This is a genomic window from Sulfurihydrogenibium sp., from assembly GCF_027448985.1.
Classification (GTDB): domain Bacteria; phylum Aquificota; class Aquificia; order Aquificales; family Hydrogenothermaceae; genus Sulfurihydrogenibium.
In genome coordinates this window covers 1-5,707 of record NZ_DAIDMN010000083.1, presented here as the reverse complement: position 1 = coordinate 5,707, position 5,707 = coordinate 1, and the positions used below count along the sequence as shown (strand labels likewise).

Genomic DNA, 5,707 nt, shown 5'->3' with positions numbered 1-5,707 from the left:
GTTAATTTCTACTCCTTGTAATCTGTAAACTATTTGAGCTTCTTTTACAAGAAATGCTGCTAATTCTTCTACACCCATAACTCTTAATATATCGTGTGGGTTTGGAGAACCATCTGTTAATGGGTCTCCAGCTTTAACAACAGTATTATCTTTAACTATAATAAATTTACCTTTTGGTACTTTATAGTCCTTTTGTTGACCTGTTTCTTTGTTAAATACAACGATTCTAGAACCTTCACTCTTTAATCTAACCATACCATCAAATTCTGCTTTAATTGAACCATCATCTACTAAACTTTGTCCTGCTTTTACGAAACTACCATTTTTAACTATAACAAATGTGTTTTCTGATACTTTATAAGTTTGAATTTTGTTTTCTTTTGGATTGATTACAGTTATTTCTTTTGCATCTTCATATATTCTTACTATACCATCTATTTCAGATATTATAGCTTTGTTTTTTGGTTCTCTTGCTTCTAATAACTCTTCAACTCTTGGTAAACCACCTACGATATCTCTAACTTTTGCTTTTTCTTTTGGAATTTTTGCTATTATATCTCCTTCTTTAACTTTGAAGGTCTTTTTCACTTGTAGGTATTTATGGAATACGTCTGTTTTTTCAGCTTCAGAACATGAGAAACATTTATCCCAGACTTCTTCAAGTTGGTCTTTTGGTATTAAAAGGATTGTATTAACTGGGAGGTCATAAATATATTCTTTTCCTTCTTCGTCCCTTACTATCATTCTTGGTGTATGAAGTTGGGCATCTTTTGGTCTTAGGAATGTGATTACGTAACTTGTCTTTCCAGTTATGTTATCTCTTTCTTCTTTTATTGTAACATCTAAAATTACATCTCTGAGTTCTACTTCTCCGCCTTTTTCGATTACTATTGGGTCACTGAAAGGTTCCCATTCTGTTAAAACTGTTCCTGCTTTTACTTCTTGTCCATCTTCTACAAAAAGTACAGCACCGTAAGGTGCAGGGAATCTTTCTAATGTTTTGCCTTCTTTATCTACGATTTTTATTGAACCTTCTCTGTTGATGATAAGTTTTTTACCGTTTTTATCTATAACGTATTTTACGTTTTGAAGTTTTACAATACCATCTTCAGAAGCTATATGTTGTGTTTGGGTTGTTTTTGCTGTTGCTGCACCACCTATGTGGAATGTTCTCATTGTAAGCTGTGTTCCTGGTTCACCAATCGATTGAGCTGCTATAATACCTACAGCTTCTCCTATATCAACGAGTTTTTTCTGAGATAAGTCTCTACCGTAACATTTTGCACATACTCCATGTTCCATTTCACAGGTTAAAGCTGAACGAATTTTTACTTTATCTATTCCTGCTTTTTCAAATTTATCTGCTATCTCTTCCGTAATTTCTTCTCCTGCAGGAAGTAAAAGTTCTCCACTGTAAGGATCATAAACGTCTTCTACTACATATCTTCCTATTATCCTATCTTTGAATGGAACAACAATTTCTCCACTTTCTATTATTGCTCCTACTGTTATACCTTTCAATGTTCCACAGTCTTCAGCAGTTATTATTACGTCTTGAGCTACATCTGCTAATCTTCTAGTTAGGTATCCAGCCACTGCTGTTTTAAGCGCTGTATCTGCCAATCCTTTCCTTGCTCCATAGGTAGATATAAAGTACTCAACTACGGATAGTCCTTCTCTAAAGTTAGACATAATTGGAGTCTCAATAAATTCCCCAGAGTGTTTTGCCATAAGTCCACGCATACCTGCAAGCTGTCTTATCTGGTCTCTACTACCTCTTGCTCCAGATGATGCCATCATGTAAACTGGATTAAAGTATCCTGGATATTTTTTACCATTTTCTATCCTTTCCGTTTTTTCTATTTCCTCAAACATTTTTGATGCAACTTCGTTTGTTGCATTTGACCATATATCAATAACTTTGTTATGTCTTTCTCCTTTTGTTATGATACCATCTACGTACTGTTTCCATACTGTTTCAGCTTCTTTAATTGCTCTTTTTAGAATCTTTTCTTTTTCTTTAGGAACAACTAAATCCGATACAGCTATAGATATTCCAGCTTTTGTTGCAAATTTAAATCCTATTTCTTTAATTTTATCCAGTGTTTTGGCTGTTATTTCATTTCCATACTTTTCATAAATATCTGAGATGAGTTTTGATATTTTCTTTTTATCCAAAATTTCATTAACAAATCTATAACCTTTTGGTAAAATCTCGTTAAATAAAATTCTTCCTACTGTGGTTTCTAAAAGTTTTCCATCTTTTCTGACTTTTATTTTTGCAAGTAAATCAACTTTTCCTAGGTCATAGGCTAACTTCGCTTCTTCTTCACTTGCAAAAACTTTACCTTCTCCTAAAGCACCTGGTAATTCTTGAGTCATATAGTGAACACCTAAAATTATATCTTGAGAAGGCATTGTAACAGGTTTTCCGTGAGCTGGGGAGAGAATGTTTTGAGTTGAAAGCATAAGTACGTAAGATTCGAGTTGTGCTTCCACAGATAATGGAACGTGAACAGCCATTTGGTCTCCGTCAAAGTCTGCGTTAAATGGCGGACATACTAATGGATGAAGTTTTATAGCTTTTCCTTCTACTAGTCTTGGTTCAAATGCTTGAACTGACATTCTGTGTAACGTTGGAGCACGGTTTAAAAGAACAGGATGCTGTTTGACTACCTCTTCTAAACATTCATAAACTTCGGGAGTTTTCTCATCTACAAGTCTTTTTGCACTTTTGATAGATGTTGCATAACCTTTTTCTTCTAGTCTTCTATAGATGAAAGGTTTAAAAAGTTCCAGAGCCATCTGTTTTGGAAGACCACATTCGTGCATTTGAAGTTCAGGTCCTACAACTATCACAGAACGTCCAGAATAGTCAACCCTTTTACCAAGAAGGTTCTGTCTGAATCTACCTTGCTTTCCTCTTAGAGAATCTGAAAGAGATTTTAATGGCCTATTGTTTTGAGTTACTATTCTTCCTCTTCTTCCATTATCTATTAGTGCATCAACTGCTTCTTGGAGCATTCTTTTTTCGTTTCTAACTATTATTTCTGGAGCATCAAGGTCTATCAATCTTTTTAATCTGCTATTTCTGTTAATAACTCTTCTATAAAGGTCGTTTAAATCTGATGAAGCAAACCTTCCACCATCTAAAGGTAAAAGAGGTCTTAAATCTGGAGGAATCACTGGTAAAACTTCTAAAATCATCCATTCAGGCTTGTTTCCAGACTGTAAGAAACCTTCTGCTAATCTAAGTCTTCTAATAAGTTTTTTTAATCTTGCGTCTGCACCTTCTTTTAATATCACGTTTCTAACAGATTCTTTTACAACTTCAAAGATAGGAATTTCTTTTACTTTTTCTCTGTAAGCTTTGTATAATTTTTCTAAAGCCTCTACTCCAGTTAGAGCTAAAACAGATTGGTCTAATGAAGTTTGTTCTATATTGACTATCTGTCCAAACTTTAAATTAGTATTTCCCGGTTCTATTACAACGTGATATCCTTGAGTTATTATTACATCGATTTCTTTTTCTGTTGGTTCTACATCTCCAAACTTTAAACCTACTTCTTGAAATTTTCTTGCTATTTCAGCGATAGCTTTATTATAAATTTTTGGGTAATTTAGTTTGAATTCTAAATTCAAATCATCAAATGTTCCGGCGTATCCGTGAAGTTCTTTTTTCAACTTCCTAACAAGAACTTCCATGTCTATACGAGATAAAATATCCTTTACTTTTTCTGCACCCATACCGTATTCGTACTTTTCTGGGTTAGAGTATTCATACTCTTTTTGTCTAAGCTCTTCTTCACTAATTACAGAAAGTTTTACAAATTTTGTAAGACCTCCTTCTAAGATAGGCAAACTTCTTGGGTCTTTTTCAAAATCTGCTTCCTCTTCGTCGTTAACAGGATGTTCTATTAAAAGATAAGACTCAAAATAAACAACCCTTTCGATGTCCCTAGATGTTAAGTCTAGTAAACTACCTATCTTTGAAGGGGTTGATTTTAAATACCAAATATGAACAACAGGCGATGCTAATTCAATATGTCCAAACCTTTCTCTTCTAACATCTGACCTTGTAACTTCAACTCCACATCTATCACAAATTGTTCCTTCATACTTTTTCTTTTTATACTTACCACAAAGACATTCATAATCTTTAATAGGACCAAATATTCTTGCATCAAAAAGACCATCTTTTTCCGGTTTTAACGTTCTGTAGTTTAAAGTTTCCGGTTTTTTTACTTCACCATGGGACCAAGACCTTATTGTTTCTGGAGAAGCTAATGATAATCTTATAGCATCAAATCTCTGAAAGTTTTTTCTTTCTTTATTTTCCACGGCATTAGCCTCCTAAACTATAATAAAGGTTTCTTTTCTTCAGATGTATCACAGGATTGTACTTCACCATCTGTGATACACTCTACGTTAAGACCTAAAGCTTTTAGTTCTCGTACTAAGACTTTAAATGATTCTGGAACTCCTATATCATAGTAATGTTTACCTTTGATTATAGCTTCGTATACTCTTTTTCTTCCTTCTATATCGTCAGATTTAACGGTAAGCATTTCTCTTAGTGTATAAGCAGCTCCATGAGCTTCCAGTGCCCAAACTTCCATTTCTCCAAATCTTTGTCCTCCGAATTGAGCTCTACCTCCAAGAGGTTGTTGTGTGATAAGTGAGTATGGACCTGTTGAACGGGCGTGTATTTTATCATCAACCATATGTATAAGTTTTAACATGTACATGTATCCAACTGTAACTTCTAGGTCTAACGGTTCACCTGTTCTTCCATCTATCAATTTCACTTTTCCTGTTTCTTTAAATCCAGCCTTTACTAGCATTTTCTTTATATCGTCTTCCGTTGCACTTTCAAATATTGCAGTCTCTACAGGTATACCTATTTTGCTCAAGTCTTTAATTAAGGATTTTAGCGAATCATCATCTAACTCTCTTAAAGCTTTTTCAAGTTCTTGAGTATCTTTTAGTCTTTTCTTTGTCAATCTTTTATCTTCTGTCTCGTTAACTATGGAGTAATATTCAACTATTTTTTGTATTATCTTTTCTCTATCTAAAATGTTTTCAAGTTCCTTTCCAAGTTGTTCTCCAAGTTTTTTAGCTGCAAGTCCAAGATGGGTTTCCAATATTTGACCTACGTTCATACGGGAAGGAACACCTAATGGGTTTAAAACGATATCTACAGGAGTTCCATCTTCTAGGAAAGGCATATCTTCGACAGGTAAAACTACAGATACTACACCTTTATTACCGTGTCTACCTGCCATTTTATCACCAACTTGGATTTTTCTCTTTTGAGCTATATAAACTTTTACAAGTTCTATTACACCTGGTTTTAAATCTGCACCTTCTTCCAACGTTTCCTTTTTCTTTTCATAAATTTTTTCCCAAAGTTCTACTTGGCTTTTTGCTTTTTCTACTATATCTTTTGCTAAGTTAGCAGTTTTCTTATCCTTTATAAAGTTCGTTGGATTGATTGCTATAATTTTAAGAGCTTTATCTATGTTGTCTTGGTTTAATGTATCTCCCTCATTTAGCAGAACTTCACCGCCTATTTTAATGTCCTTTGATACTTTAACACCTAAAAGTAGTGACCTTAAATATTCATCTCTTCTTTCTATTATGAATTTCTTCTTCTCCTCTAGTTCTGCGTTTAACCCTTCTATTTCCAAGATGTGCAATGTCATAT

1 protein-coding gene and 1 pseudogene are annotated in these 5,707 nt (G+C 33.9%); both read right to left on the bottom strand.

The window, feature by feature from the left end; genetic code table 11:
- Window positions 1-4,341: DNA-directed RNA polymerase subunit beta' (rpoC, locus tag NE054_RS06860; RefSeq protein WP_297890067.1), on the bottom strand; the 4,341-nt coding region annotated here is incomplete at its 3' end.
- A gap of 17 nt (window positions 4,342-4,358) precedes the next feature.
- Window positions 4,359-5,707, bottom strand: a pseudogene (locus tag NE054_RS06855) (DNA-directed RNA polymerase subunit beta); the annotation flags it as partial.